General features: G+C 70.4%; 28 protein-coding genes and 1 tRNA gene. 15 read left to right on the plus strand and 14 right to left on the minus strand.

The annotated features are described in order from the left end of the window. The first annotated feature begins 153 nt into the window (after window positions 1-153). The 3 genes from ACH4U8_RS26575 to ACH4U8_RS26585 are packed head-to-tail and all read left to right on the plus strand — an operon-like array spanning window position 154 to window position 2,562. Window positions 154-741, plus strand: coding sequence for a SigE family RNA polymerase sigma factor (locus tag ACH4U8_RS26575; RefSeq protein ID WP_379989187.1), 588 nt, complete (start codon window positions 154-156; stop codon window positions 739-741). Continuing rightward, window positions 738-1,727, plus strand: coding sequence for a DUF4232 domain-containing protein (locus tag ACH4U8_RS26580; RefSeq protein ID WP_360315967.1), 990 nt, complete (start codon window positions 738-740; stop codon window positions 1,725-1,727). The genes ACH4U8_RS26575 and ACH4U8_RS26580 overlap by 4 nt, the downstream gene beginning before the upstream one ends. Before the next feature lie 43 nt (window positions 1,728-1,770). Further along, a complete protein-coding gene (locus ACH4U8_RS26585; RefSeq protein ID WP_360315970.1) occupies window positions 1,771-2,562 on the plus strand; it encodes an SURF1 family protein in 792 nt (263 codons plus the stop codon). A 30-nt stretch (window positions 2,563-2,592) separates the two neighbouring features. On the opposite strand, the gene ACH4U8_RS26590 is transcribed toward ACH4U8_RS26585, so the two are convergent. From ACH4U8_RS26590 to ACH4U8_RS26610, 5 genes are all read right to left on the minus strand, one after another. Then, window positions 2,593-4,473, minus strand: a complete 1,881-nt coding sequence (locus ACH4U8_RS26590) for a prolyl oligopeptidase family serine peptidase (RefSeq protein WP_360315973.1) — start codon at window positions 4,471-4,473, stop codon at window positions 2,593-2,595. Between the two features lie 12 nt (window positions 4,474-4,485). Beyond that, on the minus strand, window positions 4,486-5,001 hold the full coding sequence (locus tag ACH4U8_RS26595) for a cell wall hydrolase (RefSeq protein WP_395780697.1): 516 nt from the start codon (window positions 4,999-5,001) through the stop codon (window positions 4,486-4,488). Further along, window positions 4,985-6,304, minus strand: a complete 1,320-nt coding sequence (locus ACH4U8_RS26600; protein WP_395780699.1) for a CynX/NimT family MFS transporter — start codon at window positions 6,302-6,304, stop codon at window positions 4,985-4,987. The genes ACH4U8_RS26595 and ACH4U8_RS26600 overlap by 17 nt, the downstream gene beginning before the upstream one ends. 142 nt (window positions 6,305-6,446) lie before the next feature. Continuing rightward, entirely contained in the window at window positions 6,447-6,638 is a 192-nt protein-coding gene (locus tag ACH4U8_RS26605) for a DUF397 domain-containing protein (protein ID WP_395780701.1), read from the minus strand. Beyond that, on the minus strand, window positions 6,635-7,477 hold the full coding sequence (locus tag ACH4U8_RS26610; RefSeq protein ID WP_395780703.1) for a helix-turn-helix domain-containing protein: 843 nt from the start codon (window positions 7,475-7,477) through the stop codon (window positions 6,635-6,637). Before ACH4U8_RS26610 ends, ACH4U8_RS26605 begins: the two co-directional genes overlap by 4 nt. Before the next feature lie 147 nt (window positions 7,478-7,624). On the opposite strand from ACH4U8_RS26610, the gene ACH4U8_RS26615 reads away from it, so the two are divergent. Continuing rightward, window positions 7,625-8,083, plus strand: coding sequence for an ATP-binding protein (locus tag ACH4U8_RS26615; protein WP_395780705.1), 459 nt, complete (start codon window positions 7,625-7,627; stop codon window positions 8,081-8,083). A gap of 309 nt (window positions 8,084-8,392) precedes the next feature. Here ACH4U8_RS26615 and ACH4U8_RS26620 read toward each other — a convergent pair whose 3' ends face one another. Continuing rightward, window positions 8,393-9,640 (minus strand): hypothetical protein, encoded by a 1,248-nt coding sequence (locus ACH4U8_RS26620; RefSeq protein WP_395780707.1) that lies wholly within the window; start codon window positions 9,638-9,640, stop codon window positions 8,393-8,395. Between the two features lie 203 nt (window positions 9,641-9,843). Between ACH4U8_RS26620 and ACH4U8_RS26625 the strand changes: the two genes are divergently transcribed. Together ACH4U8_RS26625 and ACH4U8_RS26630 are read left to right on the plus strand one after the other, a co-directional pair. Next, a complete protein-coding gene (locus ACH4U8_RS26625; protein ID WP_360316068.1) occupies window positions 9,844-10,101 on the plus strand; it encodes a type II toxin-antitoxin system prevent-host-death family antitoxin in 258 nt (85 codons plus the stop codon). Between the two features lie 10 nt (window positions 10,102-10,111). After that, window positions 10,112-10,372, plus strand: coding sequence for a Txe/YoeB family addiction module toxin (locus tag ACH4U8_RS26630; protein ID WP_379989179.1), 261 nt, complete (start codon window positions 10,112-10,114; stop codon window positions 10,370-10,372). A gap of 275 nt (window positions 10,373-10,647) precedes the next feature. On the opposite strand, the gene ACH4U8_RS26635 is transcribed toward ACH4U8_RS26630, so the two are convergent. Both ACH4U8_RS26635 and ACH4U8_RS26640 read right to left on the minus strand, forming a co-directional pair. Beyond that, window positions 10,648-10,724 (minus strand) — tRNA-Pro (locus ACH4U8_RS26635). A 49-nt stretch (window positions 10,725-10,773) separates the two neighbouring features. After that, entirely contained in the window at window positions 10,774-11,697 is a 924-nt protein-coding gene (locus ACH4U8_RS26640; RefSeq protein WP_360315988.1) for a metallophosphoesterase, read from the minus strand. Window positions 11,698-11,966: 269 nt separating this feature from the next. On the opposite strand from ACH4U8_RS26640, the gene ACH4U8_RS26645 reads away from it, so the two are divergent. Beyond that, window positions 11,967-12,422, plus strand: a complete 456-nt coding sequence (locus ACH4U8_RS26645; protein ID WP_395780709.1) for a GatB/YqeY domain-containing protein — start codon at window positions 11,967-11,969, stop codon at window positions 12,420-12,422. 158 nt (window positions 12,423-12,580) lie between these two features. Here the strand turns inward: ACH4U8_RS26645 and ACH4U8_RS26650 are convergent, their stop codons facing one another. Then, window positions 12,581-14,920, minus strand: coding sequence for a transglycosylase domain-containing protein (locus tag ACH4U8_RS26650; protein ID WP_395780710.1), 2,340 nt, complete (start codon window positions 14,918-14,920; stop codon window positions 12,581-12,583). A 369-nt stretch (window positions 14,921-15,289) separates the two neighbouring features. On the opposite strand from ACH4U8_RS26650, the gene ACH4U8_RS26655 reads away from it, so the two are divergent. Next, a complete protein-coding gene (locus tag ACH4U8_RS26655; protein WP_020554910.1) occupies window positions 15,290-15,604 on the plus strand; it encodes a WhiB family transcriptional regulator in 315 nt (104 codons plus the stop codon). Window positions 15,605-15,805: 201 nt separating this feature from the next. Here ACH4U8_RS26655 and ACH4U8_RS26660 read toward each other — a convergent pair whose 3' ends face one another. The 4 genes from ACH4U8_RS26660 to ACH4U8_RS26675 form a co-directional block, all read right to left on the minus strand. Next, window positions 15,806-16,975, minus strand: coding sequence for an ArsA family ATPase (locus tag ACH4U8_RS26660; RefSeq protein WP_360315997.1), 1,170 nt, complete (start codon window positions 16,973-16,975; stop codon window positions 15,806-15,808). Further along, window positions 16,972-17,985 (minus strand): ArsA-related P-loop ATPase, encoded by a 1,014-nt coding sequence (locus ACH4U8_RS26665; protein ID WP_395780712.1) that lies wholly within the window; start codon window positions 17,983-17,985, stop codon window positions 16,972-16,974. Before ACH4U8_RS26665 ends, ACH4U8_RS26660 begins: the two co-directional genes overlap by 4 nt. A gap of 211 nt (window positions 17,986-18,196) precedes the next feature. Further along, entirely contained in the window at window positions 18,197-19,492 is a 1,296-nt protein-coding gene (kynU, locus tag ACH4U8_RS26670) for a kynureninase (protein WP_395780714.1), read from the minus strand. A 23-nt stretch (window positions 19,493-19,515) separates the two neighbouring features. Continuing rightward, a complete protein-coding gene (locus ACH4U8_RS26675; protein ID WP_395780716.1) occupies window positions 19,516-20,388 on the minus strand; it encodes a tryptophan 2,3-dioxygenase in 873 nt (290 codons plus the stop codon). A gap of 181 nt (window positions 20,389-20,569) precedes the next feature. Between ACH4U8_RS26675 and ACH4U8_RS26680 the strand changes: the two genes are divergently transcribed. The 5 genes from ACH4U8_RS26680 to ACH4U8_RS26700 all read left to right on the plus strand — a co-directional run bounded on the left by ACH4U8_RS26680 (window position 20,570) and on the right by ACH4U8_RS26700 (window position 23,573). Beyond that, a complete protein-coding gene (locus tag ACH4U8_RS26680; RefSeq protein ID WP_360316008.1) occupies window positions 20,570-21,022 on the plus strand; it encodes an Lrp/AsnC family transcriptional regulator in 453 nt (150 codons plus the stop codon). 11 nt (window positions 21,023-21,033) lie between these two features. Continuing rightward, complete coding sequence (locus ACH4U8_RS26685; protein ID WP_360316010.1) at window positions 21,034-21,201, plus strand: hypothetical protein; 168 nt, start codon at window positions 21,034-21,036, stop codon at window positions 21,199-21,201. Continuing rightward, the gene (locus tag ACH4U8_RS26690; RefSeq protein ID WP_360316013.1) at window positions 21,198-21,665 is read left to right on the plus strand and encodes a RidA family protein; all 468 of its coding nucleotides are present in this window, start codon (window positions 21,198-21,200) and stop codon (window positions 21,663-21,665) included. The genes ACH4U8_RS26685 and ACH4U8_RS26690 overlap by 4 nt, the downstream gene beginning before the upstream one ends. 114 nt (window positions 21,666-21,779) lie before the next feature. Then, complete coding sequence (locus ACH4U8_RS26695; protein WP_395780718.1) at window positions 21,780-22,655, plus strand: NUDIX hydrolase; 876 nt, start codon at window positions 21,780-21,782, stop codon at window positions 22,653-22,655. Window positions 22,656-22,739: 84 nt separating this feature from the next. Beyond that, on the plus strand, window positions 22,740-23,573 hold the full coding sequence (locus ACH4U8_RS26700) for an MBL fold metallo-hydrolase (RefSeq protein ID WP_360316016.1): 834 nt from the start codon (window positions 22,740-22,742) through the stop codon (window positions 23,571-23,573). A gap of 114 nt (window positions 23,574-23,687) precedes the next feature. Here ACH4U8_RS26700 and ACH4U8_RS26705 read toward each other — a convergent pair whose 3' ends face one another. Next, window positions 23,688-24,362 (minus strand): Crp/Fnr family transcriptional regulator, encoded by a 675-nt coding sequence (locus ACH4U8_RS26705; RefSeq protein ID WP_020554920.1) that lies wholly within the window; start codon window positions 24,360-24,362, stop codon window positions 23,688-23,690. A gap of 217 nt (window positions 24,363-24,579) precedes the next feature. Between ACH4U8_RS26705 and nth the strand changes: the two genes are divergently transcribed. After that, window positions 24,580-25,434 (plus strand): endonuclease III, encoded by an 855-nt coding sequence (nth, locus tag ACH4U8_RS26710; protein ID WP_360316018.1) that lies wholly within the window; start codon window positions 24,580-24,582, stop codon window positions 25,432-25,434. Continuing rightward, window positions 25,431-26,165, plus strand: coding sequence for a CoA pyrophosphatase (locus tag ACH4U8_RS26715; protein WP_360316021.1), 735 nt, complete (start codon window positions 25,431-25,433; stop codon window positions 26,163-26,165). The genes nth and ACH4U8_RS26715 overlap by 4 nt, the downstream gene beginning before the upstream one ends. The last annotated feature ends 76 nt before the right edge of the window (window positions 26,166-26,241 follow it).

The following is a 26,241-nucleotide window of genomic DNA, read 5'->3' on the forward strand; positions in this document are numbered from 1 at the left end:
CGTGCTCGGACCGCTTCCCGACCATGAGTTGCTGACTGCACGTCACCCGGGCCACTACGGTGGGCGGAGGTGTGGCTGAGCCGACGACCGTCCCCGGATCGCAGGCGCATACAACCTTCCCGGGGGGTCGAGTGTCCAACAGTCGTGGCAGAAATGGTCGTGAGGGTGGAACCGGCGCTGCGCCCGGTTCGGATGCCTGTGGTCGGCGCGCTGGATCAGGGCGTTTCGGGAGTTTCCGTGTCCTCTGACGCGGGCGTCTCGATCGACGTCCTCACCGAGACCTATCGCGCCCACTATGGTTCGTTGTTGCGCTTGGCTTCCCTGTTGCTCGACGACACCGATTCGTGTGAGGACGTGGTGCAGGAGTCGTTCGTGCGCGTGCACACCGCCCGGCATCGGTTGCGCGAGGCCGACAAGACGCTGGCCTACCTGCGGCAGACCGTGGTCAACCTGTCCCGATCGACGCTGCGGCGGCGAATCATGGGCATGCGCCTGCTGTCCAAGCCCGAGCCGGACTCGACCAGTACCGAGGACGGCTCGCGGCACGTTTTGGAACGCGACGTGCTGGTAAGGGCGTTGCGCGAATTGCAACGGCGGCAGCGAGAAGTGATCGTGCTGCGCTATTACGCTGATCTGACAGAGGCTCAGGTGGCCGATCTGCTCGGACTGTCGGTCGGCTCGGTGAAGGCGTACGCCTCACGCGGACTGGAAGCCCTCCGGGCCCGGATGGAGACGCCGTGACGAACGACCCGGGGACCCTTGGTCCCGACCCCGACGACCTCGCGGCAGAGGTACGCCGGCGACTGCACGCGGCGGTCGCCGACGTGCAGCCCTCGTCGGACGCGCTGGACCGGTTGCGCGTGGCCGTGCCGGCGCGGCGCCGACAGCGGCGGGTGGCCACGCTCGCCGCCGCCGGGCTCGTGGGGGCGTTGCTGGTCGGCACACCGGTGCTGCGGACCGCGGTGGACGGTGGCGGCGACTCGAAGTCGAATGTCAGCGGGATCCAGTCCTCGTCGTCCTCGGTCAACGTCACCCAGCCGTTGCCGGGCCCGAGCGAGGGGATGAGCGCCGGGATTCCGGGCGGGGCCGGTCAGTCGCATCCGGCGACCCGAGGCACTACCCCGACCAACGGGTCCGGCGCGTCGAGTTCGCCGACGAGCGGGATGAGCGCGGGTGCGGGGCAGACCGCGCCGCCCGCGAGCAGCGCGCCGCCGTCCGAGACCGCGCCGCCGGTCAAGCCGACGCCCGCGTGTCTGACCACCGACCTGTCCGGGGAGGACGCCCGGCTCGGACCGGTCGGCGCCGACGGATTGGCGTACGGCGTGCTCCAGGTGCGCAGCAACGCCGCCAAGGAGTGCCAGGTGACCGGGCCCGGAGTGGTCTCGGTGGGTTCCCCGCCGGGCAATCCGATAGTGCAGGTCACCGTGCACCAGCACACGGCCGGCGACGGCGCGACCGGGTTGCCGCTGCTGCCGGAGACGGCCGGCACGGTGATCACGCTTCGGCCGGGCCAGGCGTACGAGTTCCAGTTCGCGTGGCAACCGCAGGCGCCGGGCGCGGACGGCAAGTGCGCGCCGGACGCGCCCAAGGCGGCGGTGCCCGCGCTCGCCTACGCACTCGTCGCCAACGACTTCAACGTGGCCAAGGTGACCCTGACGCCCACGTGTGGCGGCACGGTGTTCCGCACCGACATCTATCGGACGGGGGAGTACCCGCGCGCCAGGTGACACCCGCGCTCGGCCGCCGTGGACCGGCGGTTACCGTTGGGGGGTGTACCGGTTCCTGCTCCAGCCGCGCTGGCTGGCCTTCCACATGATCGTGCTCGTCGCGGTCCCGGTGTGTGCGGCGCTGGGGTTGTGGCAGTTCCACCGCTACGGCGAGCACAAGGGCGGCGGGAGCACCGGGGAGAAGGTGTCCTCGGCGCCCGCGGTGCCCATCGGTGAACTCGTGCCGCTCGGCGACCGGGTCGAGGGGTCCGATCGCGGCCGCTCGGTCACGGTGAGCGGCACCTACGACGCGACCCGCCAACTCGTGGTGCCGGGGCGCCGACTGGACGGGCGCACGGGGTCGTACGTGGTCACCCCGCTGCTGGTCGCGGGAGCGCCGGCGGTCGTGGTCAACCGGGGTTGGGTCGAGGGCAGCGGCGTGCCGGTGCCGCCCGCCGGGCCGGTCACCGTCACCGGTCGGCTGGAGTGGTCGGAGGCCGAGCACACCTCGGACGCGGAACGCGCCACCGACCTGCGGCCCGGGCAACTCTCCATGATCAGCACCCCCGAGCTGGTCAACCTGCTGCCCTATCCGCTCACCGACGGGTTCGTCGCGCTGACCGGGCAGACCCCGGCCGCGGATTCGGCCGCGCTGACGCCGATGCCGCCGGCCAAGGCGGCCGAGGGCGGCGGGATTTCCGGCCGCGCGTGGCAGAACCTCGGCTATACCGCGCAGTGGTTCGTCTTCGCGGGCGCCGCCGTCTTCGTGTGGTGGCGCGTGGTCCGCCGGGAGGCGGACGATCGGGCCGAGGAGCGGGAGGCGGAGCTGCTCGCGGAGCTGGGCGTCAAGAGCTGACACCCGGCCCCGCCTCGCGCGTCGGCGGTATTACGCCGGGTTCGGGATCGGCAGGCCGATCACCTGGTCGACGAACGCGAACTCCATCCGCAGTTGCCGGATGCGCTCCTCGACGACCAGCGAGCCGTGGCCCGCGTCGTAGCGGTAGACCTCGTGCGGCTTGCCGAGTTCGGCCAGCCGCGCGACGTAGTTCTCGATCTGCTTGATCGGGCAGCGCGGGTCGTTCTCGCCGGCGCTGATGTACACCGGTACGCGCACCTTCTCGACGTAGGTCAGCGGCGAGGACGCGGCCCAGCGCTCGGGCACCTCCTCGGGCGTGCCGCCGAGCAGCGTGCGGTCCATCGCCTTGAGCACGTCCATCTCGTCGTGGTACGCCGTGACGTAGTCCGCGACCGGCACCGCGGCCAGGCCCAGTGCCCACGCGTCGGGCTGCACGCCCAGGCCGAGCAGGGTCAGGTAGCCGCCCCACGAGCCGCCGGAGAGCACGATCCGGTCGGGGTCGGCCAGGCCGGACTCGACCGCCCATTCGCGCACCGCGCCGATGTCCTCCAGCTCGATCAGACCGATCCGCACCCGCAGCGCGTCGGTCCAGTCCTTGCCGTAGCCGGTCGAGCCCCGGTAGTTGACCCGGACCACCGCGAAGCCGTGGTCGACCCAGGCCGCGACGTCCGCCGCGAAGTGGTCGCCGTCGTGCGCGGTGGGCCCGCCGTGGATGCTGAACACGGTCGGGAACGGCCCCTCGCCGGCCGGCTTGGACACCAGCGCGTGCACCCTGCCGCCCGGCCCCTCGACCCACGCGTCGGTGACCGGGACCGAACCGGGCGGGCGCTCGCCGGGCGGGGTGAGCAACACGTCGCCCGCGGTCGAGCGCAGCTCGGAGGGCGTGGAGCCGCTCGACCAGTGGTACTCGACGCTGCCGTCGGGCCGGGCGCCGGCGCTGCCGATGGTGCCCGGCGGGGTGTCGATCCGGGTGAGCTCCTTGTTCGCCAGGTCGTAGCGGTACAACTCGGAACGCCCGTGCTGCTCGTGCTCGACCAGCAGCGCCCGGCCGTCGGGATACCAGTCGGCGGACAGGTCGCCGGGCAACCCGAGGTCGAGCTCGGTCTCGACGCCGGTCAGCGGCTCCCACAGCAGCGGCTCGTCCCGGCCGCGGCGCTGGTGCACGACCAGCACGCGCTGGTCGCCGGCGACGGGGGAGAAGTCCATCGCGGACAGGTCGGAGTCGGGCTGCCCGCCCTCGGGCCCGTCGTGCAGGTCGGCCACCGTTGTGCCGTCCAGGCGCAGTACGCGCAGCGACCCGTGCATCGCGTCGCCGTGCTCGTTGTGCGCGATGACCAGGTGGGTGCCGTCCTCGGAGAGCCCGGACAACCAGGCCGACTCGACGTGGCTGTACACGGTCACCGGTTCGGCGCCGGGGCGGACGACATGGATCGTGGAGCCTTCGTCGTCGGTCATCCGGCCGACCACCACGGTGCCGTCGACGGCCAGGCCGAGGCCGCCGGGGTAGGACGGTGCGAGGCCGGGGATCGCGACCTCGTCCGGGCCGCCTTCGAACGGCTGGCGCATCCAGACGCCCAGTTCGTCGCCGTCGGTGTCCGCGAACCACCAGATCCACCGCCCGTCCGGGCTGATCCGGGACGACGAGGTGCCGTTGGGTCGGTCGGTCACCTGGCGCTGGGCGCCGCTGACCCGATCCCACGCGTACACCTCGAAGGTGCCGGAGGCGTTGGAGACGAAGACGGACTTCGCCGGTGCGTGGTCGGCCCAGCGCGGCAGGCTGATCCGGGCCGCGCGGTAGCGGCGTTCCCAAGCCGGGACGGCTTGGGCGGGTGCGGTCGGCGACTGGGACTCGGCGGTGTTCACGGCCGGGTTCACGGTGGTGTTGGCGGCGGCGTTCTCACGTGCGGGCATGTCGCAATTCAACTACGCGAGGGTGCGCTTGTGTTCCGTTACTCTCCGGCACCGCTTGACTCCGAGCAGGCGGGCGTAGTGCGGACGGGCGGCGAACTCGGTGTACGACCAGATCGCCGGCCGGCCGACCTCCCGACACAGGTGCAGCACCCGATCCGGGCCCAGGTGCACGCCGATGTGCGCGGCGTAGCCGGGATCCCGGTCCGGGCGCGGGCCGCCGTCGAACAGGACCAGGTCCAACGGCTCGGGTTCGCCCACCACGCGGACGGTCGCGGCGTCGTCGGTCCACAGGTCGGACGAGCGCAGCGGTGGGACGCGCAGACCGTGATGGGCGAGGAAGGCGTACGCGTAGAGCTGACAGTTGGCCCCGGCCGACAGGTCACCGGCCGGGGCCGCCTGCGGGTGACGGGCGTAGACGTAGGGGACGGCCCGAAAGCGCGGCGGGAGGAGCGGTGGCGGGAGGACGGACAGCGAGGGGTGCTCGGAGGCGTCGGTCCGCGGTGACGGGTGGTCAGGTGTGCCGGGCATGCTTGGGATTCAAACCGAGGCAGACCACGAGTTCCACCAGTGTCATCGCGAACAGCACGCCGAACACCGCCGTGTAGTCGCCGGTCGCGTCGTGGATCGTGCCGAACACGATCTGTAGGGCCGCGGCGATCGGATAACCGATCAGGAATGTCATCGCGGACAGCCGGCCGGCCGCCGCCGGGCTCGGCGCGAACCGGACGAGCATCACCAACATCAACGGGAACGCGCCGCCGAGGGTCAGGCCGAGCAGTGCGATGGTGGGCCACGGCGCCAGATTCGGCGCGAACGCGAGCAGGCCCATGCCGACCACCGCACCCGCGACGGTGACCGCGAACAGCGGCCGGGGGTCGGCGAAGCGGTCCGCGAGCAACGGGATCACCAGGCCGGAGACGATGCCGGTGAGGCCGAACACGGACAGCAGCAGGCCCGCGCGCTCGGCACTCCAGCCCTGCTCCTCGTAGGCGGCGGGAACCCAGCCGACCACGCCGTAGTACGCGCTGGTCTGCATGACCAGGAAGACCGCGAGGATCCAGGCCACGGGGCGTCGCCAGGGGGAGGTGTCGGGCGCCGCGGTGGCCGGTGCGGGCGTGGGCTTCGTACTCCCGGGCGTGCGCCCTGTGGGTCGGGCCGCGGTCGCGTCGGTGGTGCCCGCGCGGCTCGGGTCGGTCCGTACCGGCTTCGCGCGTCGGATCACCGGCAGCCAGGCGAACAGCCCCAGCACGGCAGGGACCGCGACCACACCGAGGGAGAGCTGCCAGGATCCGAACGCGTCGGACAGCGGTACGGCGAGCGCACTCGCACCCGCCGCGCCGACCCCGACCGCCGCGCTGTACAACCCGGTGACCGCCCCCGCCCGCTCGGCGAAGTGCGTCTTGACCACCCCCGGCAGCGCCGCGCCCAGCACCGCGATCCCGGCGCCGGCAACCAGCGTGCCCGAAAACAGCGGCACGACCGAGGCCCCACCCAGCCGGATCAGCACCCCCACCAGCAGCACGACCACCGACGCGGCCACGGTGCGCTCATACCCGTACCGCGCGGCCCCACGATGCGCGAGCGGCGCGAACACCCCCATCGACACCACCGGAATCGCCGTCAACACCCCGGCGGCGGCCCCCGACAGCCCGAGGTCGTCCCGAATGGAAGTGAGCAGCGGTGGCACATCGGTGATCGCGGCCCGCAGATTGATCGCCACCAGGAACAGCGCGACCAGCGTCAGCACGGCCCCGGGCGCCCGACCGGTTCGCCCGCTCGGCGCCGACTGGGCGACGGGATCACGGTGCGTCCGCGCACGGGCTGAGGGCATGGTGGTACTACCTCGTTCACAAGACGACAACGGCTGCGCTCGCCGCCCCCGGCGGGGCGAGCGGAAGCCGACCAACCGAACCACCATAGACACCGGCCGTCGCTTTACCGGCCCTCGCCCGGCTCGGCCGGCGTCGCGGCACTCAGCCCGGGTTGCCCGCCGTGTGCGCGGTGAAGCGGGTCCAAGCGGTGGGCGAGACGGCGAGAGGCTGGATGCGTACGTCCTTGGAGTCCCGGATACGGATCATCCTGGGGAGCACGGCAACCTCGACGCAATTGTCGCCGGAGCTGCCGCTGTAGCTGCTCTTGAACCATGGCGACTCTCGGGTATTCATGGCGCTCCTCGCATTTCCTCCAACAGGCTCACCGTGGCATCGTGGCCGAGGGCCTGCGAGCGCAGCCTGCCATAGCGCTGGAGCATCGCGCTCACGTCTTTCGGACTTGTGATCAGAACGCTGGACTGTTGGCCCTCGGAATATCCGACCCAGTTGTGCTCGGCGGTCTCGGCCAGATAGATGAGGCCGTCGATCCCCGCGTGGTCCTCTTGGCGCAGAGGCATGACCTGGATCTCCACATTGCGCAGCCTGGTGTGTGCGAGGAGCTGGTCGAGCAGGGCGCGGGTGACCTCCATGCCTCCCAAGCGCCTTTCCAGCAGGGCCTGTTCGATGATGAAGCTGAACGCCGTGTTTGGTCGTTCGGTCAGTAGGCGCTGTCGTTCGAGCCGAGCGATCACCTGCTGTTCGATCTGTTCTTCGGACAGCGGAGGCAGCCTACGCTCGAAGATGGTTCGGACATATGTCTCTGGTTGCAGTAGTCCTGGGACCGCCCGGCACTCATAAGTGCACAGCGATACCGCGTCCTCCTCGATCCCCGCCCATTGCCGGAACCACGACGCCAACCCCGCCTTACGCGACAAGGTCTGCGCCGCCGCCTTCAGCACGCGCCCCGCGGTCGGTCCGAGCGCCGCTTCGGAGCGTGTCACCAAGTCCTTGGGAGGGAAGCGCTTGCCCTGCTCGATCTTGGCGACGTAGTGACCCGAGTAGCCCACGAGTGGCGCGAACTCCTCTTGTGTCAGGCCGGCTTCGTCTCTCAGTGCCTTGAGAACCACGCCGAACGTCTTGAGACTGTCCGACAACTCCGGCTCACCGCATCTGCCACCATTCTCCGCCGTCATCCCCGCCACCCTCCGTTCCCGAGCCCCGGCAACGTGGTTCATTGTCACGGTGGGTTACCCACCCAGTCCATATGGTCAACCAGTACAGATCGGGTTGTACTGGCGCAATCCCTGTTCTTGGCCCTGCCGAGCTGCGAAATCTGGGGGATGACCTTTCCGCTGAAGCAAGTCGGCTCCACCGCAAGCGTGTTCACACAGTGCTTCGCGGCCACCGGGAGCGGTGCGCGCCAGGCACGTCGTCTCGCCACATACCAGCTGGCGACCTGGGGCATTCCGTACGGCAGCAACGCATCCGAAACGGTGGCCCTGGTGGTTGGAGAACTCGCCGCGAATGCCGTGCTGCACGGGCGCGTTCCGGACACCGATTTCGCGCTGCGACTCGCCTACGACAGGGCGACCGGTGTGGTTCGGGTCGAGGTGGCCGACGCTCACCCCGCCCGACCGGTGTGTGCGCCCACTACGACCGGAGACGCCGAGAACGGTCGTGGTCTGCTTCTCATCAGTTCCGTCGCGGCCTGTTGGGGCGTGGCTGAGCGATCAGGGCCGGGCAAAGTCGTCTTCGCGGAAATGGATACTCGCGAAGAGGAAGCTCCCGGGCCTGGATGATTTGGTGGCTGTGTGGTCCCGCGTGCCGTCTGTTCGACCGCCGCCGGTCCGCGAACGGGCGGTCGGCGGGTCCGCTTCGCCGGGCGCCGAGGCTCGAAGCACGGGCGTCGGGCGGCGAGCGTCGAGACCCGAGCGCCTTCCTATCGATTGGGTGGCTGATAGAACCCACCCACCCGCCCTCCCCATGCCCGCTTGACGCGCGCGCGGATCGAACGCGATCTGCATGTATGACTATTTGTGACCGGCTTGCCGCACAGCGTTGCGCCGCCATAGGTTCGCGACAACGAACGACCCCGGCAGGGTGCAATATCACCGAACCGGGGTCTGACCACAACGATCGTGAAAGGCGATCCCATGGCTTCCGAAAACCTTAACGCCGCCCCGGGCCAATCCGCGCACCCAATGGCCAATCCGGGCTACGGCAAACGCGCAATCTCCGACCAACCCTCGCGCCGCAGGCCGGATTTCGTACATCTGCCCGAGCGCGAGGCCCATATCGCCGCCTACGTCGACCGCCTGCCGAACGGCGCCGCGATGGACGTCAAGACGCTTGCCAAATCCCTTCCCCGCTACGGACAACAAGCCGTCCGCTCCGCGCTCACCGCGCTGTCGACGGCCGGCCACCTGCGCCGAGTCCGTGAGTCCGTCGGCGGCGAGCGGACCCGCTGGGTGTACCGGACGTACTTCTCTCCTGCGGCCCGCGACGACGCATGGTGGGCTCACTTGGACCACGGCCGCGTACTCGAGGGTTTGCACGAGGAGCAGTTCGACCAGTCGCGCCTCCTGATCGGGGAGGCCGTCGCGGAGGGCGCCGAGGAGCAGCGCCGTGTCCAGCCATTCGCCTTCGGGAACCTCGTACAGAGCCCGCAGGACGGCTGTCGCCAAGGCTTCGCCGTCCTCGCTCCGCATGTCGAGCGCCGTCAACAACACTGGGGGCAGGCCGAGGTTTTCGAGGTCGTTCAGGGCGTCGAGTTCGTCCAGGAGCGACTCGCACCAGAGCTCCACGACTCCTTCGTCTCCTGCCGTGGCGGGCAGGCCGGCGCCGGGCCGTGCGGTGCCTGCACGGATCTCCACCAAGTCCGCGTACAGGGCGAGCCGCCAGGGGTTGTCCAGGCAGGGCAGGTCGCCGGAACTGCGTAGGCGCCCCAGCCGCTGGCCACGCTCCGCCGGCTGGAGTGCGCTCAGCTCGTCGTCCTGGGACCACAGGTCGAGTTCCTGGACGGCCCGGCGGCCGAGTGCGGGTTTGAGTACGTCCCGGGACGTGACGGCTCGTCCCGCCCGGCACCAGTGGGCCAGACGGAGCGCGGAGTCGATCAGCGGCACCTGCCGTGCGGCGGCGGCCAGGTCCGCGCTCGGTGCCAGGGAGACAGGGCGCACCGGGACGAATTCCATGTCGAGATCGTCGTCCTGGAACTTCCCGCAGGAGCAGTGCTGCCTGCCGAGGGTGGCCTCGGCGGACGCGGATGCTGCGGTGGCTGTGGGCCGACGCGGCTCCAGCGCGGCCAGTTGCCGGTCCAAGGCGTCGGGGTCGAAGGCGGCGGGGTCGAACCCCTCCACGCGCAGAGTTTCTGTGGTGCGCCGGCACGGTCGTCCGCGAGCTGGGCCCGGGTGGTCGCCGTGCTGCTGTGGGCAGACTGATGGCAGCGTCAAGGCGCCGAGCAGCACGGCCCTCCTGCTACCCGTCCGCGACAGTCGGCCAAGCGATTGCCGCACCATGAAGGTCGACGTACAATTTCTTGTACGATGAGGAAGGGTTGGCTATGAAGACCATGACGTACTCCGAGTCTCGCGCGCGGTATGCCGAGGTGCTCAACTCCGTCAACGACGACCGCGAAGAGGTTGTCATCACCCGAGCCGGACACGACCCGGTCGTCATCGTCTCCCTTGAGGACTACGAGTCCCTGAAGGAGACGGCATACCTGTTGCGAAGCCCTGCGAACGCCCGGCGTCTGCTTGCGTCCATCGACGAGTTGGAAAACGGCGGCGGCACCGTACGCGAGCTGACGACCGACGAATGAGGGCCGGCGGATGAAGATCACCTTCTCCTCCCGCGCCTGGGAGGACTACCTCTGGTGGCAGCTTCAGGACCGGAAGGTTCTGAAGCGCATCAATACGCTTATCGCGGACATCTCCCGGAACGGCAACGAGGGGATCGGCAAACCGGAACCGCTCAAGCACGGGTTCCAGGGCTACTGGTCACGCCGTATCAACGACGAGCACCGATTGATCTACAAGGCCACCGAGGACACGGTCCTGATCGCACAGTGCCGCTACCATTACGAGAGCTGACGCGCGACCCAAGCGGATCGAGCGCGGCCCCGTAGTCGGTTTCATTGGCTCACGGCTCTTCTCCCAGCGGGCGATCAGGTTGGCGCATCCCCACCGTGACCGCTTGGGGCAGCCGTAGACGGTTCCCGATCCGCCGTTCGCGGCGGGGAAGATCGGCGGGCAGGCGCAGCCGCCGGTTGATGAACACCGCCGGCAACCGGTGTGGTTGCTGTACTTTCGTGCCGGCAACGCGACAGAGGCTCTATCGGATCTCTCCGATAGAGCCTCTGTACTGCTGGTCGGGGTGGCGGGATTTGAACCCACGGCCTCTTCGTCCCGAACGAAGCGCGCTACCAAGCTGCGCCACACCCCGATGCTGCGCGTTCAGCTTAGCGGGTCGGGGGCCTGAGGCGAAATCCGGTTTAGCGGGGGGTGGGGGCGGCGGTGGACTGGCGGGGGGTCAGGGTGAGGAGGGTGGCCTCGGGGGGGCAGGCGAAGCGGAAGCGGGCGTAGCGGGAGGTGCCGCAGCCGGCGGAGACGTGGAGGTAGGACTCGCGGTCGGCGGAGGTGTGCCTGGACAGGCCCTTGGCGCGTTTGCGGTCGAGGTCGCAGTTCGTGGTGAGGGCGCCGTAGAAGGGGACGCAGACCTGGCCGCCGTGGGTGTGGCCGGCGATCACCAGGGGGTAGCCCTCGGCGGTGAAGGCGTCGAGGGCGCGCAGGTACGGGGCGTGTACGACGGCGAGGGAGATGTCCGCGGCCGGGTCGGGGCCGCCGGCCACCTGTTCGTAGCGGTCGCGGTCGATGTGCGGGTCGTCCAGGCCGACCAGCTCGATCTCCAGGCCGTCCACCTTGAGTCGGCCTCGGGCGTTGTTGAGGTTTTCCCAGCCGGCCGTGGCGAAGCCGTCGCGCAGGTCGGTCCACGGGTTCTCGGGGCCGAGTCGGCGGGTGCCGTCGTCGCGGCGGAGGTAGCCGGTGGGGTCCTTGGGGCGCGGGCCGTAGTAGTCGTTGGATCCGAATACGTACGCCCCCGGGCGGCCGAGCAGCGGGCCCAGCGCGTCCAGCGTCTCGGGTACGGCGTCCGGATCGGAGAGGTTGTCGCCGGTGTTCAGCACGAAGTCGGGGTGCAGCGCGTCGAGTCGACGCAGCCACTCCTGTTTGCGGCGTTGGCCGGAGACCATGTGGATGTCGGACACCTGAAGGATCCGTACCGGCCGCGCCCCGCGTGGCAATACCGGCACCTCCACCCGGCGCAGACGGAACGAACGGGCCTCGTAGGCCGCCGCATAGGTGAGGCAGGCGGCCCCGGTGACGGCAACGGCAAGGGGGAAGGCTGAACGCGGTCGCATCCCTCCATGCTGGCAGAACCGGCCGGTCGTCGGCAGTCTCGGTGTCGCGGACGACCCCGCGGGGCGGGTGCACCGGACTCCGCGAGGCCGGCGGGCGGACTCCTGGAGGCGGTACGGCGGGTCCTGCCCGGTGCCGCGCGGGACTTCGTGCGACGGCGCGGCCGGACCGCCCGGATCCGCCCGAATTACCCGGCCGCCGCCGGACCGGTGCGCCGCACGCCCGGGTAATTCGGTACGGCCGCACACCCGCGGCTGCGACACTTGAGCGCATGAGCACCTTCAAGAGCCGTTTGCAGAGCGACCTCACCGAGGCCATCCGGTCCCGTGACGAACTGGTCTCCTCGACGCTGCGCCTCACCCTGACCGCGATCACCAACGAGGAGGTCGCGGGCAAGACCGCCCGCGAGCTGTCCGACGACGAGGTCGTCAAGGTCATCGTGCGCGAGGCGAAGAAGCGCCGGGAGGCCGCCGAAGCCTTCGAGAACGGCGGCCGGACCGAGTCCGCCGCGCGCGAGCGTGCCGAGGGCGAGGTCCTCGCGGCCTACCTGCCGGCGCAACTGTCCGACGACGAGCTCAAGGTGATCGTCGCGGACGCCATCGCGCAGACCAGGGCGAGCGGTCCGCAGGCGATGGGCCAGGTGATGAAGGTGGTTCGCCCCAAGGTCGGCGACAAGGCCGAGGGCGGCCGGATCGCCGCCGAGATCAAGAGCCAGCTCGGCGTCTGACGCCCACCCCTGGTGCCCTCGGGCCCACCCGGCCCGACCTCGCTCCACGAATGACTGTGGCGGTGCTCCCCAAGAAACAGGGGGCACCGCCACAGTCATTCGTCACGGGGTAGGCAGGGTCGACGAGATCGACGAGATCCGCACGACCCCGTCACCCGTCACCCGTCATCACCCCCGGGCCAGCCCCCGATCGGCGGCCACGAATGACCCGGTCGCGGAGTCTCCGGCGGCTTGGTGGTGCCGCCGCCCGGCGGCGGCGTGGTGCGCGGCGGCGTGGTCACCGGCGGCCACTGCGGTCGTGTGGTGCTGCCGCCGTTCGGCGGCCGGTTCTGGTCCCGGTCCCGCGGCTTGCCGTCCGTCGGCTTCTTGTTCGGGTCCGGCTTCGAGGGGATCGTGCCCGAGGGCGGGTCGACGAACCTCGGCGAGTCCAGGCCCTTGAGCGCCCCGTTCATGGCGCTCTTCCAGATCGGCCCCGGTACCTGTCCGCCGTAGACCTTGTCGTGCGTGACGCCGGCGATGGTGATGTCGAACATCTTGACGTCGTCCTTGGCGCCGCCGACCCACACCGCCGTGGACATGTTCGGCGTGTAGCCGACGAACCAGGCGGCCTTGCGGTAGTCGGTGGTGCCGGTCTTGCCCGCGTTGTCGCGATCCTTGAGGCCGGCCTGGGTTCCGGTGCCGTCCTCGACCACACCCTCCAGCAGGGCGTTGATCGTGTCCGCGGTGCTCTGCTTCATCACCTGCTTGCAGCCCGCCTGGGGGACGGACAACTTGGTGCCGTCGAGCTTGGCCACCTCGGTGACCGCGACCGGCGAGCAGTAGACGCCACGGCTGGCGAACGCGGCATACGCGGCGGCCATGTTCAGCGGTGCCACCGTGTTGGAGCCGAGCGTCATGCTGCCCACCTGCTGCAGTGCCTTGCCGTCGCCCGAGTGCACCCCGAGCTGATCCGCCAGCGTCGCGATCGGACACAGCCCCACGTCCTTGGACAACAGGACGAAGTACGTGTTGATCGACTTCTCCAGCGCGGTCTGCATGTTCCAGGTGCCGACCTCGCTCGTGCTCTCGTTGTTCACCTTGAACGAGGGGTCCGGCGAAGTCGGCTTGTCACACGTGCGGAACTTCTCCTTCCGCATGTCCATCTGGGCTTCGGTCGAATACTCCTGATCGACCTTCATCCCGTTCTCCAGCGCCGCCGCGGCGGTGATCGGCTTGAAGGTCGACCCGGTCTGGAAGCCGTACGTCGAGCCGCCCATGGAGTGGTCGACCGAGTAGTTCAGGGTGGTCTCGTAGTCGCCGAAGCCGTACGGCCGACTCTGCGCCATCGCCTTGATCCGGCCGGTGCCCGGTTCGACCATCACGACCGCGTCGGCGACCGGGTCCTTTTGCAGTACACCCTTGGTTGCGGCGGTGTAGGCCGCCTTCTGGGCCTTTCGGTCCAACGTGGTGGTGATCCGCAGGCCACCCTCACGCCACATCTTGTCGCGTTCCTCCCGATTCGCGCCGAAGGCCGGATCGTTCTTGACCACCCGTTCGACGTAGTCGCAGAAGAACGCGGCACCGTCGATCTGGTCGGCGGTGATGCAGCCGTTGGGCAGCGGCTGGGTCTTCAGGTTCAGTTCGGTGGCCTTGGCCGCGTCGGCCTCGACCTGCGAGATGACCTTCACCTCGGCCATGCGCTGCAACACGATGTTGCGGCGTTCCCGGGCGGCCTTCGGATAGCCGATCGGGTCGAACGCCGAAGGGGCCTGCACCACGCCGGCCAGGGTGGCCGCCTCGGGCAGGGTCAGATCCTTGGCGTGCTTGCTGAAGTAGCGCTGCGACGCGGCTTCCACGCCGTACGCCTGGCGGCCGAAGAAGGTGATGTTGAGATACCTGGTCAGGATCTCGTCCTTGGACAGCCGCTGTTCCAGGCCGATCGCGTACTTCAGCTCCTTGATCTTGCGGGAGATCTCCTGGGCCTGTGCCTTGGCCACCTTGGCCGGGTCGTTGCCGGCCTCCTCCACGAAGATGTTCTTCACGTACTGCTGGGTCAGGCTGGAACCGCCCTGCTTGGATCCGCTGCCACCCGACTGCTGGTTGCGCATCAGGGCGCGCAGCGTGCCCTTGAGGTCGATCGGACCGTGCTCGTAGAAGCGCGAGTCCTCGATCGCCACGATCGCCTGACGCATGATCGGTGAGATCTGGTCGTAGTTCACCAGGATGCGATACCGGTCGTAGACCATCGCGAGCTGGTTGCCCTCGGAGTCGAGGATGTACGACGGCTGCGACAGGAACGGTTGATCCAGGTCACCGGGCAGGTCGTCGAAGTTTTCCGACGCCGCCTTCGCGGACAGGCCGAAGCCGCCCACGAACGGCAGCGCGATTCCCGCGACCAGGGCACCGGCGAGGATGCTCGCACCCACGAAGGCGGCGAAGCGGCCCACGAAGCCCAGCGGGGATCGTGGGCCGGACGAGCCGCGTTTCGGGCGGGCCGAGCCGGAGGAAGTTCGGGCCATGGGCGACAGCCTACGTGGCCAAACACCCTACGCGGGGAAGGGACTTCGCCTAAGCTGGCGGAGCAGCCGGGGGATCCGTGTCAGTAGGCATTTCACTCTTTAGAGTGAATGAGGCCGGATGTCGGGTCTTGCTGCCGAGCTTCGTGCCGCCAGCGTGCCTCCTTCTGAGTGAAGCCGTGACCGGAAACGCAAGAGCATTCACCCGGACGGGTGGGTCCATATTTGCGCATAGTCCTTCCGGGCCATCGATGACTGCCCGCGCAGGGGCTGTTGCGCGTGCCCAGGGTTTCGTACCGTCCTGCTTGGCGTCGGGAATTCCCTTCGCCGCCGTTGGGGGAGCCTCGAAAATCGGGAGAGGACGGCACCAGCATGAGCTGGGTTACCGACTGGAGCACGCAGGCCGCCTGCCGGAGTACCGATCCGGATGAGCTGTTCGTGCAGGGGGCGGCGCAGAATCGCGCCAAGGCAGTGTGCACCGGGTGTCCGGTCCGCACCGAGTGCCTGGCGGACGCGCTGGACAATCGAGTGGAGTTCGGCGTCTGGGGCGGCATGACCGAGCGGGAGCGGCGCGCGCTGCTTCGTCGCCGGCCGATGATCACGTCCTGGCGTCGGCTGTTGGAGACCGCGCGCGAGGAGTACGAGCGCGACATCCACGGAGACGAGGAGTTTCGGGTTGCCGGCTGAGCGCGCCGCGCGCTGAACACGTGTCGACAGGCAGCCGAACACCACCACGTTCGAGTCGTCATCACCCGCCGGGGCCGGGAGTCAGGCCCGGGTCCCGGCGGGCCGGCGAGGGATCAGGTGCCGGCCGCCCGCCGTCGCGCGGGTCCCGGACCCGTCCCGAACGCGTCCCGCCGACCGGCGGCTCGCGATCCGACCACGCGCTCAGCCCGCGCCCAGGCTCTCGCCGATCACCCGCAGACCTGCCAGGTCGTGCACGTCACCGGGCAACGCCGGGACCTCGGCCACCCGCACCTCGGGGTGGATCGAGGTGAAGCGGGTACGCATCCGCTCCTCCCGGTCGATCACCCGCAGCCGTTCGGCGTGCAGCGTGAGCAGCCCCGCGACCAGGCGCAGGTCCGCGGGGTGCGACGCGGACCCGACCGGATCGACCTCGTCCTGCTCCGCCTGTTCGGTCAGCGCCTCGGCCGCGGCCAGGCTGCGTTCCGCGGACAGTCGGCCCGCCCGCGTGGCGTGCACGCGGTTGAGCACCAGCCCGGCCAGCGGCATGCGCTCGGTGCCCAGCCGGTCGACGAAGTACGCGGCCTCGCGCAGCGCGTCCTTCTCCGGCGCGGCGACCACCAGGAACGAGGTGCCGCGGGCCTGGAGCAGCTTGTAGGTCGCGTCCGCGCGCTTGCGGAAGCCGCCGAAGGTGGTGTCGAGCGCGGCCACGAAGGTCTGGATGTCGGTCAGCAGATGGGTGCCGACCACCTTGCTCAGCGCGCCGGTCATCAAACCCATGCCCGCGGACAGGAACTTGAGCGCACCGCGCCCGCCGACCTTCGCGGGGGCCGAGAGTATGCGGATCAGCCGGCCGTCCAGGAACGAGCCCAGCCGCTGGGGGGCGTCGAGGAAGTCGAGCGCGGACCGGCTCGGTGGGGTGTCCACCACGATCAGGTCCCATTCGCCGGTCGCGTGCAACTGGCCCAGCTTCTCCATCGCCATGTATTCCTGCGTGCCGGCGAAGCTGGAGGACAACGACTGGTAGAAGGGGTTGTCCAGGATCTGCTGCGCGCGCTCGGGGTCGGCGTGTTGCTCGACGATCTCGTCGAACGTGCGCTTCATGTCGAGCATCATCGCGTGCAGGCTGCCGCCCTTGGTCTCGTCCACGTCGACGACCCGGCGGGGCGTGTTGTCCAACTCGCTCAGGCCCATCGACTGGGCCAGCCGGCGCGCCGGGTCGATGGTCAGCACCACCACGTCCCGACCGCGTTCGGCCGCGCGCAGTCCCAGCGCCGCGGCCGTGGTGGTCTTGCCGACGCCGCCGGAGCCGCAGCACACCAGGATGCGGGTGCCCGGGTCGTCGATCAGCTCGTCGATCTCCAGCCTGTTCATGCCATCCCCTGCTCGCGCAGCGCCTCGGCGAGGCGGTACAGACCGCCCAGATCCATCCCGTCGGCCAACAGCGGCAGTTCGTAGACCGGCAGGTCCAGGCCGCGGACCAGGGCGCGGCCCGTGCTCTCCAGCTCGATCCGACTCGCGTGCTCGTCGGCCTCGGCCAGCAGCGAGGAGATCAGCGGCCGGGTGGGCTTGATGCCGCCGGCGATCAGACCGGCCTCCAGCAGTTCGGGCGTCAGCCGTTGCCCGGTGTCGCTCTCGTCCTCGGCCTGGAGCGGCGGTCGGGCCATGTTGATCACCACGCCGCCGGTGGGCAGGCCCGAGTCGCGCAACTCGGTGACGCCGTCCACGGTTTCCTGGACCGGCATCTCCTCCAGCAGGGTGACCAGGTGCACCGCGGTCTGCGGCGAGCGGATCACCCCCATCACCGCCTCGGCCTGGGTGTGGATCGGGCCGAATCGGGCCAGCCCGGCCACCTCGGTGTTGACGTTGAGGAACCGCGCGATGCGGCCGGTGGGCGGCGCGTCCATCACCACCGCGTCGTAGGCGAATTGCCCGTGTGCGCGCCGGCGGGCCGACTCGCACGCCTTGCCGGTCAACAACACGTCGCGCAGGCCCGGCGCGATGGTGGTCGCGAAGTCGATCGCCCCGAGCTTCTTCAGGCCCTTTCCGGCCCGGCCCAGGTGGTAGAACATGTCGAGGTATTCGAGCAGCGCCTCTTCCGGGTCGATCGCCAGTGCGTACACCTCGCCGCCGCCCGGCGCGACCGCGATTTTGCGGTCCTCGTAGGGCAGATGCGGACAGTCGAAGAGCTGGGCGATGCCCTGCCGCCCCTCCACCTCGACCAGCAGGGTGCGCCGCCCACCCGAGGCCAGCGCCAGCGCGAGCGCGGCGGCCACGGTGGTCTTGCCGGTGCCGCCCTTGCCGCTGACCACGTGCAGGCGCACGCCTTCCCAATCGGCGTCGCCGTCGGTCGTGCGTGCGCCCGCCGTGGTGGAGGTGCTCATGGCGTCCGTCCGGCGGTCGCGGTCGGGTCGTGCGGCGCGACGATCGTCTCGGGTGGTCGGCATGCCCGGATCCCTGCCCTCGAAGGCTTGCGCCATCCGGCCGCAGCCGAGGCGTTACCGGATCCGTGTGACCGCGCACCCAAACTCACGAGTCGAGCCTAACCACCCGCTCCCCGCCCGGTCGGAGGTGATCCCCCCGTGGTGACCCGCGTCACGTCACCGTCGCCCGAACGGCGTAGCGCGCGTCCCGGTACGCCCCCGTTTCCAGGATGTCGCCGAGGACGCGCACGGACTCGACCACATCGGCGTAGCCGACATACAGCGGGTTGAAGCCGAAGCGCAGCACGTCCGGCGGTCGCACGTCGCCGATCACGCCTCGGTCGATCAGCGCCGCCATCACCGCGTGCGGCTCCGGATGGCGCACCGCGACCTGGCTGCCGCGCCGGGCGTGCTCGATCGGGGTCAGCGTCTCCAGGCCCAGGTCGCCGACGCAGGCGATGAACAGGTCGGTCAGTGCCAGGCCCTTGGCCCGCACGTCCGCCATCGACACGCCGTCGTAGGCGCTCAGCGCGGCCTCCAGCGCAAGCATCGACAACAGCGGCGGGGTGCCGATCCGGGCCCGCTCGATGCCCGCCGCGGGTGTGTAGCCGGGTTCCATCCCGAACGGGTTCGCGTGCCCGTGCCAGCCGGTCAGCGCGGGCGCGAAGTCGGCGATGTGCCGCTCGGCCACATAGACGAACGCCGGCGCGCCGGGCCCGCCGGACAGGTACTTGTAGCCGCACCCGACGGCGAGGTCGACCTCGTGCGCGTCCAGGTCGATCGGGAAGGCGCCCGCCGAGTGGCACAGGTCCCACAGCGCCAGCGCGCCCGCGGCGTGCGCGGCGGCGGTCAGGCCGGGCAGGTCGCGCAGTTCGCCGCTGCGGTAGTCGACGTGGTTGTACGCGATCACCGCGATCGTGGCGCCGTCCGTGCGCAGCACCTGCTCGACCTCGCCGACCGGGACCCGGCGCACCTGGGCGCCGAGCAGCTTCGCGATCGAGTCGGCCAGGTAGAGGTCGGTGGGGAAGCTGTCCGGGTCGGCCAGCACCACGGTCCGTCCCGGACGCAGCCGCAACGCCCCGGCGACCGCGTTGAAGATCTGCACCGACGTCGAGTCGCCGCACACCACCCGGCCGGGCGCGGCGCCGATCAGGGCGCCGATCCGGTCGCCGATCCGCGCGGGCGCGCTCCACCAGTCGTTGGCGTTCCAGGAACGGATCAGGTCGGTACCCCATTGGCGGTGCACCGCGTCGTTCAGCGCCTCGGGTACGGCGGCCGGCAGCGCGCCGAGCGAGTTGCCGTCGAGGTAGATCACGCCGGCCGGCAGGAGGAAACGCTCGCGCACGTGCGCCAGCGGGTCCGCCGCGTCCAGCTTGGCGGCTTCGGTGACCCGATCGGCCCCGAGGCGACCGGTCGGGAAGTGGCCCGACGAATCGCCGGCGGCCGTGTTCGACATGGAATCGGACATGCTTCACCCATCTTTCGATGAACTCAGACCTTCGATGGTTCGACCAAGGTGCGCATGGTCCACAATTCGGGAAAAACGCGCACGCGTACGGTCTGCTCCAACCAAGACGCTCCGGCCGAGCCACCCGTGCCCGGCCGATTTCCCAGCGCTCGCAGTGTGGCGGCCAGATGCCGCTCACGCCAGCGGGTCCAGCGCTCGGAGATGTCGGTGAGCGTCTCGCCGAGTTCGACCAGGTCGGGCAGGGCATCGGTGTACGCGCGCGCCCACGCGCGCTCGACATCCTCGGACGGTTGGTACGGCCGGCTCGGGTCCGCGCCGCGTTCCGGGGTGTACAGACTGCGGCGGGCGAGCACGCCCAGCGCGTGGTCGTACAGGCTCGGCGCACGCAACGAGCGGGCCAGTTCGGCGTGCACCCGCGGGGAGCCGGTGTAGGGCCGCAGCACGCCGGCGCGCTTGATCCCGAGCAGGAACTCCAGGTGCCGGTACAGATGCGACTGGAAGCCGGACGCCTCGCCGAGCGCCTCTCGGAACGCGCCGAACTCGCCGGGGGTGAGCGTGGCGAGCAGGTCCCACGTGGACACCAGCACGTCCAACTCGCGGCTGCTGCGCCGCAGGGTGCCGATCGCGCCGGGCAGGTCGTCCGCGTCCAGCCGCTCGCCCGCGGTCGTCCACTCCTGCCGCAGCAGCGCGAACAGCAGTTCCATCACCTGGGAGGAGATCAGGAAGGACAACTCGGCGGGCACGTCGGTGCGGGTGTGCTGGAGGGACAGCAGTCGGTCGAGTTGTACGTAGTCCGCGTACGGCGGCGCGACCGCGTCGCCGAAGTCCTGGTGCGGGCCGGCCATCGGGCACCCGCCGGCCGGTTCGGCTCGGGGCGTTCGTTCGTCGACCGTCATCGCAGAGCACCTCTCCGACCCGTCCCGCCGGTGCGCCGGAAGGGGCCGGTCGGGGAGTGCCCATATGGAATCGTTCGACCATTCGGTTGGGAATGGGTGTCGGGCATCGGAAGGGCCGGTTCGGTTTACGCTCGCAAGGTATCCGGGGGCATCTCCTCACGATCGACAACGGAGGCTGCGCATGGACGCGATCGACCGCAGATTGCTCGCCGAACTACAGCTCGACGCCCGGGTGTCGCTCAACGAGCTGTCCCGACGGATCAACCTCTCCGCGCCCGCGGTGGCCACCCGGGTGCGCCGGCTCGAACACGCGGGCGTGATCACCGGCTACCACGCGCACGTGGACCCGGCCGCGGCCGGGCGTGGGGTGGTGGCGCTGGTCCGGATGAATTGCTACGGCCCGGGCTGCCTGCTGCGCCGCGACGCGGACACCGTGCGCGACTGGCCCGAGGTGCTCCAGGTGCACCGGGTCACCGGTGACGCGTGTTGCCTGCTGATGGTCGCGGTGGCCAGCATGGCCGACTTCCAGGTGCTGATCGACCGGCTCGCCGAGCACGGGAAACCGTCCAGCACGATGGTGTTGTCCTCGCCGGTGGCGTGGCGCCCCGTCGAACCGCCCGACGTGTCCGTCTAAAGTCTGCACACATGACGAAGTGGGAATACGTGACCGTCCCCCTGCTGGTGCACGCGACCAAGCAGATCCTGGACAACTGGGGCGACGACGGCTGGGAACTGGTGCAGGTCGTGCCGGGCCCCAACCCGGAGAGCCTGGTGGCCTACATGAAGCGCGCGAAGCAAGGGGCTGCCCAGTGAGCGAGGTACACCCCGAACAGCGGCTCACCGAGCTGGGCCTGACCCTGCCCGGCGTGGTGCCCCCGGTCGCCGCCTACGTGCCGGCGATCCGCACCGGCAACTACATCCACACCTCCGGCCAGTTGCCGATGATCGAGGGCAAGCTGCCCGCGACCGGCAAGGTCGGCGCCGAGGTCACCGCCGAGGAGGCCAAGGACCTCGCCCGGCAGTGCGCGCTGAACGCGCTCGCGGCGGTCAAGTCCGAGCTGGGCGACCTGTCGCTGGTGCGCCGGGTGGTCAAGGTGGTCGGCTTCGTGGCCAGCGCCCCGGACTTCACCGGTCAGCCCGGTGTGATCAACGGCGCCAGCGAACTGCTCGGCGAGGTCTTCGGCGAGGCCGGACGGCACGCCCGCAGCGCGGTCGGCGTGGCCGTGTTGCCGCTGGACGCCCCGGTCGAGGTGGAGATCCTCGTCGAGGTGGTCTGAGCAAACCACCGATTCGGCCACCAGGATGATCGGACCCGCCCCTTTCGGGTCGGGTCCGATCGTTTTCGGGGGTGAGGGGTGGAACTTGACACGGTCAGGCGTACGATCCCGCGCATGGTCGAAACGGGGAGTACGCAAGCCGGAAACGCCCAGTCGGGCATGCCCGCGTCCTGGGCCGGGCGGGCCCGCGCGATCATCGCCGGCGAGGCACAGCCGGTCGCCCCGCGTCGCGCGGCGACCGTGGTGCTGCTGCGCGATCGCCCCGGTGGCGTCGAGGCGTATCTGCTCCGCCGGCACACCACGATGAAGTTCGCAGCCGGGATGTACGCGTTCCCCGGCGGCGGCGTCGACCCGCGCGACGCGGACCACTCGGTGGCCTGGGCCGGACCCGCACCCGAGGTGTGGGCCGAACGCCTGGGCACCGGCGTCGCCGAGGCCCGCGCGATCGTCTGCGCGGCTGTGCGCGAGACCTTCGAGGAGTCCGGCGTGCTGCTCGCCGGGCCCGACCCCAGCACGATCGTCTCCGACACCACCGGCGCGGACTGGGAGGCGGACCGTGCGGCACTGGTGGCGCGCGAGCAGACGCTGACCGAGTTCCTGGAGCGCCGCGACCTGGTGCTGCGCTCCGATCTGCTGGGCGCGTGGGCGCGCTGGATCACCCCGGAGTTCGAGGACCGGCGCTACGACACCTGGTTCTTCGTCGCGGCCCTGCCCACCGGCCAGCGCACCCGGGACGTCTCCGGCGAGGCCGACCGGGTCACCTGGGCCCGCCCCGCCGACGCGCTGGAACAGCACCGGGCGCAGGACATGGCGATGTTGCCGCCCACCATCGACACGTTGCGCCACCTCGCGGAGCTCGCCGACCCGGCGGCGGCGCTGGCCGCCGCGCAGGACCGAAAGATCACCCCGATCATGGCGCAGGGCCGATTCGAGGGAGACCGCCTCGTGCTCGAATGGCCCGGTATCGCGGACCCGTTCGGTTTGCGCTGAGACCCCGCGCACGACTCGGGGACGGTCCGCGCACAGGGCCCGGATCGGCCCCGGGCGATCGAGGCACCGGCACCGAGGTACAGGATGGCGACCATGAACACACAGCCCCTGCCCGGCAATCCCCGGGAGAGCATCGGCGGACCCGCGAGCCCACGGGTGACGTGTCTGCTCGCGCCGAACCCGAGCGCGATGTCGTTGGACGGCACCAACACCTGGATCGTGGCCGAGCCCGGCGCGGATACCGCCGTGGTGATCGACCCGGGGCCCGACGACGAGGGTCACCTGCGCGCGATCGTTGCCGCGGTCGAGGCGGACGGCCGCCGGGTGAGCCGGATCCTGCTCACCCACGGCCACCTCGACCACTCGGCCGGTGTGGCCGGCCTCAAGGCGCTCACCAACGCCGTCGTGCACTCGGTCGACCCACAGTGGCGCTACGGCGGCGAGGGCCTGGTCGACGGCCAGGTGATCGACGACGGCGGACTGGACCTGCGGGTGCTGGTCACCCCCGGCCATTCGGGTGACTCGGTGTGTTTCCTGGTGGCCGAGGACCGCTTCGTGGTCACCGGCGACACCGTGCTCGGCCGGGGCACCACGGTGGTCGCGCACCCGGACGGGCGACTCGGCGACTACCTGGACTCGCTGCGCCGGTTGCGCGCGCTCGCCGAATCCGGCGAGATCACCGCCGTACTGCCCGCGCACGGCCCGATCCTGGACGACGCGGCCGGCGTGCTCGACTTCTACCTCTCGCACCGGGCGGACCGACTGGCCCAGGTGCGGGCCGCGGTCGCCGCCGGCGACAAGACCGCCCAGGACGTGGTGGAGCGGGTCTACGCGCACGTGGACCGAGGACTGTGGTGGGCCGCCGAGATGTCGGTCCGAGCCCAGCTCGAATACCTGGCCGAGCACGCGGACGCCTGAGACCGACGTCGGAACCGGACGCCTGGGACCGACGCCGGAAAACCTCGCCGGAACATGACGCGGGGCCCGCCGACCGGCGGGCCCCGCATCATCGGTTCATCCGTTCGCGACGTGTCACCGCGAGCGGCGCGACAACCGCTCGACGTCCATCAGGACCACCGCACGCGCCTCCAGCCGCAGCCAACCCCGGCTGGCGAAGTCGGCCAGCGCCTTGTTGACCGTCTCCCGCGAGGCGCCGACCAACTGGGCCAACTCCTCCTGGGTGAGGTCGTGCGCGACGTGGATGCCCTCGTCGGCCGGCACCCCGAATCGGCGGGACAGGTCCAACAGCGCCTTGGCCACCCGGCCGGGGACGTCGGAGAAGACCAGGTCGCCCAGGCTCTCGTTGGTCCGCCGCAGCCGACGGGCTATCGCCCGAAGCAGTGCCGCGGCGACCTTGGGCCGACCGGTCAGCCAGGGCTGCAGGTCGGAGTGGCCCAGGCCGAGCAGCCGCACGTCGGTGAGCGCGGTCGCGGTCGCCGTACGCGGTCCGGGGTCGAACAACGACAACTCGCCGAACATCTCGCCCGGGCCGAGCACCGCGAGCATGTTCTCGCGACCGTCGTTGGAGCTGCGATGCAGCTTGATCTTGCCCTCGATCACCACGTACAGCCGGTCACCCGGGTCGCCCTCGTGGAAGAGCGAGTCCCCGCGCTCGAGCGCGACCTCCGTCATGGAGGCCCGCAGCTCGGCGGCGTCCTCATCTTCGAGCGCCGCGAACAGCGGAGCCCGCTGCAAAACGTCGTCCACGAGGTTCCTCCTAGGCCGGCCTGGTCGACACCAATGAAGCCGAGCGGTCAAACAGTGCGATCGGTCACAGTCTGACGCACCGGTACCCGCAATCATTACGCGGGGTGGCCTGGATCACGAACGGGCGGATCCGCAGTAACCGGACATGTCGCTCCTGTGATCAAGCGTGTGCGGACTGCTCGACCGTAGTCCCCACACATCTGCGTACTCTGGCCGGGTGTCCAGCAACGTGACGGAGCCCGCACCGCGCAGGTCGCGGGCTGCCGCGAAGGTCGTGAAAACCGAGTCCCATCTCGCTCTGGTGCGCCGCGCGCGCCGGATCAATCGTGAGCTGGGCGAGATATACCCGGGTGCGCACTGCGAACTCGACTACGGCACCGCGTTCCAGCTCCTGGTCGCCGTGGTGTTGTCCGCGCAGACCACCGACCGACGGGTCAACACGGTCACCCCGGCACTGTTCGCCCGCTTCCCCGACGCCGCCGCGATGGCCGCCGCGGAGCCGGCCGAGCTGGAGGCGATCATTCAGCCGACCGGGTTCTTCCGGGCCAAGACGCGCTCGGTCCAGGGCCTGTCCCAGGCGCTCCTGGAGCGCTACGACGGCGAGGTGCCGGGCAAGCTCGCCGACCTGGTCACCCTGCCGGGAGTGGGACGCAAGACCGCCAACGTGGTGCTCGGCGAGGTCTTCGACGTCCCCGGCATCACCGTCGACACCCACTTCGGCCGGCTGGCCCGGCGATTCGGCTGGACCAAGGACGAGGATCCGGTCAAGGTCGAGCAGGAGGTCGGGGCGCTCTTCCCGCGCAGGGACCTGACCCTGCTCTCGCACCGGGTGATCTTCCACGGCCGCCGGGTGTGCCACGCCCGCCGCCCGGCCTGCGGGGCGTGCGCCATCGCACCGCTGTGTCCGGCGTACGGCGAGGGCGAGACGGATCCGATCAAGGCCGCGGCGCTGCTCAAGTACGAGATGGCCGGGCAGCCCGGCCAACGGCTCAAACCGCCCGCCCTGCCGGTGCTCGCGGTGCCGGTCGACGCGGCGAGGAACGTACCGAAAGACGAGGGGGACGCCGGGTGACTCAGACCGGGACCGGGATCCAGACCTGGGCCGAAGCCGATCTACCGGAATGGCTGCGCCCGGTCGCGCGCACCGCCGCGTCGATCAGCCCCGAGCAACTGAGCCGCTTCCTGCCCCCCGCCCAGGGCGGTCGACGCTCCGCGGTGCTGATCCTGTTCGGCGAGGGACCCGACGGCCCGGACCTGCTGCTGCTCCAGCGTGCGCTGACGCTGCGCTCGCACGCGGGCCAGGCCGCGTTCCCCGGCGGCTCGGTGGATCCGGACGACGACGGCCCGGAGGGGACCGCGTTGCGCGAGGCACAGGAGGAGGTCGGGCTGGACCCCGCCGGTGTGCGGATCTTCGGCCGGTTGCCCGATCTGTACATCCCGGTGAGCGACTTCGTGGTCACCCCCGTGCTCGCGTGGTGGCACCGCGAGAGCGAGGTGGCCCCGGGAGCGCCCGAGGAGGTCGCCCGGGTGATGCGGGTGTCGATCGCCGATTTGGCCGACCCGGCCAACCGGGCCCGGCTGCGCCACCCCGGCGGTCACCTGGGTCCGGCGTTCCTGGTGCACGACATGATGGTCTGGGGCTTCACCGCGGGGCTGATCGACCGGGTGCTGCACCACACCGGCTGGGAGCGGCCGTGGGACGACCGGCGCGAGGTCACCCTGTCCGAGACCGAGGCCCGGTTGGCCCGGCGCGGCTTCGACCGCTACGAGGAGACCGCCTCCGAGCCCCACGTGCGGGACTGAACCGGGACGCGGCCGTCGGCCCGTCGCCGCGTCCGGTGCCGCAGCCGGGCTGACGGAGCGTCAACATCGGCTCTGT

This window comes from Embleya sp. NPDC020886, from assembly GCF_044333915.1.
GTDB lineage: Bacteria > Actinomycetota > Actinomycetes > Streptomycetales > Streptomycetaceae > Embleya.

What these genes read in the sequence shown, in the direction of transcription:
- ACH4U8_RS26575 (WP_379989187.1), top strand. Translation starts at nt 154, where the DNA reads ATGGTCGTGAGGGTGGAACCGGCGCTGCGCCCGGTTCGGATGCCTGTG.
- ACH4U8_RS26590 (WP_360315973.1), bottom strand. Translation starts at nt 4,473, where the DNA reads ATGCCCGCACGTGAGAACGCCGCCGCCAACACCACCGTGAACCCGGCC.
- ACH4U8_RS26595 (WP_395780697.1), bottom strand. Translation starts at nt 5,001, where the DNA reads ATGCCCGGCACACCTGACCACCCGTCACCGCGGACCGACGCCTCCGAG.
- ACH4U8_RS26600 (WP_395780699.1), bottom strand. Translation starts at nt 6,304, where the DNA reads ATGCCCTCAGCCCGTGCGCGGACGCACCGTGATCCCGTCGCCCAGTCG.
- ACH4U8_RS26605 (WP_395780701.1), bottom strand. Translation starts at nt 6,638, where the DNA reads ATGAATACCCGAGAGTCGCCATGGTTCAAGAGCAGCTACAGCGGCAGC.
- ACH4U8_RS26610 (WP_395780703.1), bottom strand. Translation starts at nt 7,477, where the DNA reads ATGACGGCGGAGAATGGTGGCAGATGCGGTGAGCCGGAGTTGTCGGAC.
- ACH4U8_RS26615 (WP_395780705.1), top strand. Translation starts at nt 7,625, where the DNA reads ATGACCTTTCCGCTGAAGCAAGTCGGCTCCACCGCAAGCGTGTTCACA.
- ACH4U8_RS26625 (WP_360316068.1), top strand. Translation starts at nt 9,844, where the DNA reads ATGAAGACCATGACGTACTCCGAGTCTCGCGCGCGGTATGCCGAGGTG.
- ACH4U8_RS26630 (WP_379989179.1), top strand. Translation starts at nt 10,112, where the DNA reads ATGAAGATCACCTTCTCCTCCCGCGCCTGGGAGGACTACCTCTGGTGG.
- ACH4U8_RS26640 (WP_360315988.1), bottom strand. Translation starts at nt 11,697, where the DNA reads ATGCGACCGCGTTCAGCCTTCCCCCTTGCCGTTGCCGTCACCGGGGCC.
- ACH4U8_RS26645 (WP_395780709.1), top strand. Translation starts at nt 11,967, where the DNA reads ATGAGCACCTTCAAGAGCCGTTTGCAGAGCGACCTCACCGAGGCCATC.
- ACH4U8_RS26650 (WP_395780710.1), bottom strand. Translation starts at nt 14,920, where the DNA reads ATGGCCCGAACTTCCTCCGGCTCGGCCCGCCCGAAACGCGGCTCGTCC.
- ACH4U8_RS26655 (WP_020554910.1), top strand. Translation starts at nt 15,290, where the DNA reads ATGAGCTGGGTTACCGACTGGAGCACGCAGGCCGCCTGCCGGAGTACC.
- ACH4U8_RS26660 (WP_360315997.1), bottom strand. Translation starts at nt 16,975, where the DNA reads ATGAACAGGCTGGAGATCGACGAGCTGATCGACGACCCGGGCACCCGC.
- ACH4U8_RS26665 (WP_395780712.1), bottom strand. Translation starts at nt 17,985, where the DNA reads ATGAGCACCTCCACCACGGCGGGCGCACGCACGACCGACGGCGACGCC.
- kynU (WP_395780714.1), bottom strand. Translation starts at nt 19,492, where the DNA reads ATGTCCGATTCCATGTCGAACACGGCCGCCGGCGATTCGTCGGGCCAC.
- ACH4U8_RS26675 (WP_395780716.1), bottom strand. Translation starts at nt 20,388, where the DNA reads ATGACGGTCGACGAACGAACGCCCCGAGCCGAACCGGCCGGCGGGTGC.
- ACH4U8_RS26680 (WP_360316008.1), top strand. Translation starts at nt 20,570, where the DNA reads ATGGACGCGATCGACCGCAGATTGCTCGCCGAACTACAGCTCGACGCC.
- ACH4U8_RS26685 (WP_360316010.1), top strand. Translation starts at nt 21,034, where the DNA reads ATGACGAAGTGGGAATACGTGACCGTCCCCCTGCTGGTGCACGCGACC.
- ACH4U8_RS26695 (WP_395780718.1), top strand. Translation starts at nt 21,780, where the DNA reads ATGGTCGAAACGGGGAGTACGCAAGCCGGAAACGCCCAGTCGGGCATG.
- ACH4U8_RS26700 (WP_360316016.1), top strand. Translation starts at nt 22,740, where the DNA reads ATGGCGACCATGAACACACAGCCCCTGCCCGGCAATCCCCGGGAGAGC.